This is a genomic window from Flavobacterium sp. (genome assembly GCF_025352425.1).
In the GTDB taxonomy this organism is placed as follows: domain Bacteria; phylum Bacteroidota; class Bacteroidia; order Flavobacteriales; family Flavobacteriaceae; genus Flavobacterium.
This window is the reverse complement of the sequence record NZ_JANXTI010000101.1, coordinates 1-4,090: the sequence shown is the minus strand read 5'-3', so window position 1 is coordinate 4,090 and position 4,090 is coordinate 1. Positions and strand designations below refer to the sequence as shown.

Here is a 4,090-nt window from a genome sequence, read left to right as displayed (position 1 = left end):
ATTGATAATATTGGTGACACTTCCTGTGTCTTTACAAATACTGTCGAAATTTACAATCGTTGGGGTGTCTTGGTATTTGAAACCGACCAGTATGATAATATTACAAGGGTTTTCCGAGGTATATCTCAAGGAAAGAGTACTGTTGTCAAGTCAATAGGATTACCAACAGGAACCTATTTCTATATTATTAAATATTCAAATAAAGAAGGTGACCATCGCAAAGAAGGATATTTATACCTAACAAGATAAGCAACAAATCTAATTCCTGAGGGTTATCACAGCCCTCAGTTTAATAACAAGAATCTAATGAGAACAAGAATACTAATTTTCGTTTTGATGTTTACAGGAGTGATAAGTTATGCACAACAAGATGCCCAATTTACCCAGTATATGTACAACACAATCAATGTCAATCCGGCTTATGCGGGATCCCGGGGAACCTTAAGTATATTTGGACTATATCGCTCCCAGTGGGTTGGGCTCGACGGGGCGCCCGTTACCAATGCGCTGTCGATAAATTCGCCTATTGAAAATTCCAATTTAGGTGTGGGGCTTTCTTTTGTAAATGATAAAATCGGGCCTACTGTAGAGAATACAATTTCTGCAGATGTGTCCTACACGATCCAAACCTCTGAATCCTACAAACTATCATTTGGAATTAAAGGAACAGGCAACTTTTTCAATCTCGATGCTTCTAAATTAAACCCGGTTGATCAAAGTGATCAATCATTGAAAAGTTATGATAAATTTTCTCCAAACCTCGGTGCCGGTCTTTACCTGCATTCAGACAAAACCTATTTAGGTTTGTCGGTGCCTAAATTTATTGAGACGGCGCAAAAATATGATGACAATGAAACTAAAATCACAAGAGATAAGATTAATTATTATTTAATCGCCGGCCACGTCTTTGACTTAACAAGCAAGATAAAGTTCAAGCCTGCATTATTATCCAAATTAGTTATGGGCGCACCGCTTCAGGTGGATGTGTCGGGCAATTTTATGTTTAACGACAAATTCGTCCTTGGCCTTGCCTACCGCTGGGATGCCGCGGTGAGCGTGATGGCAGGGTTCCAGATCTCCGACGGTTTGTACATTGGATACGGATATGACCTTGAAACCACGGCCCTGAGACATTATAATTCGGGTTCCCATGAGGTATTTCTCAGATATGAATTCTTCAACAATTACAATAAAATTATATCTCCCCGATTCTTTTAACAGAGCAACATCATGAAAAATAAAGTACTTTATATAATGTTTTTGAGTGTTTTGGCCTTTAGTGGCTCTGCTCAGAAAGCTGCGGTAAAAAAAGCAGACAAACAATACGAAAAGTTTGCCTACATCGATGCGACAAAAACCTATGAGCGCGTGGCCGAAAAGGGTTACAAATCTGCCGACATGTTTGAAAAACTCGGAAATGCCTACTACTATAATGCAAATTTCGAGAAAGCCGCCAAATGGTATGGCGAACTCTTTGCAATGAACCAGGAGGTTGCGCCGGAATACTATTACAGATATTCGCAATCTTTAAAATCAATCAAGGAGTATGCGAAGGCGGACCAAATGATGGTCTTGTTCAACCAGAAATCAAGCGAAGACTTAAGGGGCAAGATTTTTAATGACCATAAAAATTATATGGACATCATCAAGGCCAATTCCGGAAGGTACAATATCGAGGATGCGGGCATCAATTCTAAATACTCGGATTACGGAAGCGCCTTTTTGGGAAACAAACTGGTCTTTACCTCGGCCAGGGACACGGGAGGTTTTATGAAGAAAAAACACAAATGGACCAACGGGTATTTCACCAATATGTACAGCGCTGACCAGGCCGCGGAAGGCGGGCTTTCCAAACCCGTTAAATTTGCCAAGGACATCAATTCCAAGTTCCACGAAGCAACGCCTGTTTTTACCAAAGACGGCAAGACCATGTATTTTACCAGAAATAATTTCAATGACGGCAAAAAAGGAAAGGATGCCGCAAAAACTACACTTCTGAAAATTTACAAAGCAACATTGGAAAACAACCAGTGGGAAAAAGCCACGGAACTTCCATTTGACAGCGACAGTTACAGCACGGCGCACCCAATGCTGAGCCCTGACGGGAAAACATTGTATTTTGCCTCTGATATGCCCGGAACCCATGGACAATCAGATTTATTTAAGGTTAAAATAAACGATGACGGAAGTTTTGGAACCCCTGAAAACCTGGGCACAAAAATAAACACCGAGGGCAAGGAAACCTTCCCTATGGTTACCGACGAAAACGAGCTGTATTTTGCAAGCGATGGTCATCCGGGTCTTGGAGGTCTCGATATTTTTGTGTCTAAGATCAACAAAGACGGCACTTTTAGTGAACCCATAAATATAGGTGCTCCGGCGAATTCTCCACAAGACGATTTTGCATACTTAATCGATACAAAAACCAGAAAAGGCTTCCTGACTTCAAACAGAACAGGAGGAAAAGGTGATGATGATATTTACAAGTTTTTAGAAACCAAAAAATTAATCTGCGAACAGATATTATCAGGAATTGTAACTGATGTAGCAACTCAAGAAATTCTTGCAAATACCAAAGTGACTTTATCTGACGAAAAGTTCAATGTAATCAAAGAAGTAATGTCTGACGACAAAGGATTCTATATTTTTGATACCGTTGAATGTGGGAAAATCTACTACATAAAATCAGCAAAAGAGCAATACGAAACCAAGGAACAAAAGATAACAATTTCAAAAGAAACAGGAAAAACAGACCTTCCGATCAAATTGGAGAAGAAAATCAAAACGGTTGCCGTTAACGATGACCTCGCCAAAACATTTGGCATAAAAATCATCTATTTTGATTTGGACAAATGGAATATCAGACAGGATGCCGCATTAGAACTCGAAAAAATAATGGACGTCATGAAGGAATATCCAAGCATGAAAATCGATCTACGCTCTCATACCGACAGCCGCGGAACAGCTAAATACAACGAAAAACTTTCTGACAGAAGGGCAAAATCTTCAGTGGCGTGGCTGGTTAAAAACGGCATTGAAACAAGTCGTCTAAGCGGAAAAGGCTACGGAGAATCAAAATTATTAAACAAATGTGCAGACGGAGTGAAATGTAGCGAAGACGAACATCAGGCCAACAGACGAAGCGAATTCATTGTTGTTGCGTTGTAGGATTTAAAATTTAATATCCAGTAGTCCCTGAAAGATTCATATTGAATAGCAATTAAATTACATTAATAAACTAACCTCGGAAGAGAAATCTTTCGAGGTTAGTTTATTCCATTTTTCGAAAATATTTAGGATTAAGTTAGAACTGCTAAGGCTGTTAATAAAAGACTATTTTCTCAAAAATCCCAGCAAATACAAGGGGGCAAAAACTTTTGCCCCTTTTGCCCTTTTTTAAATCTGAAATTCCACCTTCTGAAGGTGGAATTCCACGTTATTTTGCTGGCGCTCCATCTTCAGAACCTGGAATTCCACGTTATTTGCCTGAAATCCAACCTTCTGAAGGTGGAATTCCACGTTATTTGCCTGGCATTCCACGTTCGGAACCTGGCATTCCACGATATTATCCTCAAAATCCACGTTCTGAACAAGCAATTCTGGTTTTTAAAATTTCATCTTCGGCTTTTTTAAATTTAAAACAGCCGTCTAAAACATTCCCCCGCCTTGCGTTTCGTTGGCATCATGTTGCTTTTTCTGCAATGCTTTGTTTTTTGCGCCACCGAAAATATAATTAAATCCAACATACAGCGTCTGGCTTTCCCAATAAAAAGCACCGTTTTGTCTGTAAGGAATATTCCCGTCAAAGGCAAAATGCATCGTTTTAAAAATGTCATTTGATTTAATGGTAAGAGTTCCTTTTCCTTTCAGCATCGTTAAGCTTGCACCAAGATCGGTTTTGTACATAGGCCTTCTGACATATTGAAGGCTGGCTTCACTGCCGCGGTACATGCCGAACAACGTAAAACGAAGATTCTTTGTGGCGCTGAAAGTATTGTTCAATCGCGCATTAAAGCTAGTCGCATTGATTTCTGCTGATTCCTGAATTCCTGTCACCGTATTTTGTACAGTACCGTTCACTTTTTTGAAA

4 protein-coding genes are annotated in these 4,090 nt (G+C 39.6%); 3 read left to right on the top strand and 1 reads right to left on the bottom strand.

Features of this window, described 5'->3' with window-relative positions; all coding sequences use genetic code 11:
- The 3 genes from Q0Q99_RS12300 to Q0Q99_RS12290 all read left to right on the top strand — a co-directional run.
- A partial coding sequence (locus tag Q0Q99_RS12300; protein ID WP_293896421.1) for a gliding motility-associated C-terminal domain-containing protein occupies positions 1 to 249 on the top strand: 249 nt, incomplete at its 5' end.
- A gap of 57 nt (positions 250 to 306) precedes the next feature.
- Positions 307 to 1,218, top strand: a complete 912-nt coding sequence (locus Q0Q99_RS12295; protein WP_293896418.1) for a type IX secretion system membrane protein PorP/SprF — start codon at positions 307 to 309, stop codon at positions 1,216 to 1,218.
- Between the two features lie 12 nt (positions 1,219 to 1,230).
- Entirely contained in the window at positions 1,231 to 3,168 is a 1,938-nt protein-coding gene (locus tag Q0Q99_RS12290; protein ID WP_293896415.1) for an OmpA family protein, read from the top strand.
- A gap of 480 nt (positions 3,169 to 3,648) precedes the next feature.
- On the opposite strand, the gene Q0Q99_RS12285 is transcribed toward Q0Q99_RS12290, so the two are convergent.
- On the bottom strand, positions 3,649 to 4,090 hold a 442-nt coding region (locus Q0Q99_RS12285), incomplete at its 5' end, for an outer membrane beta-barrel protein (protein ID WP_293896412.1).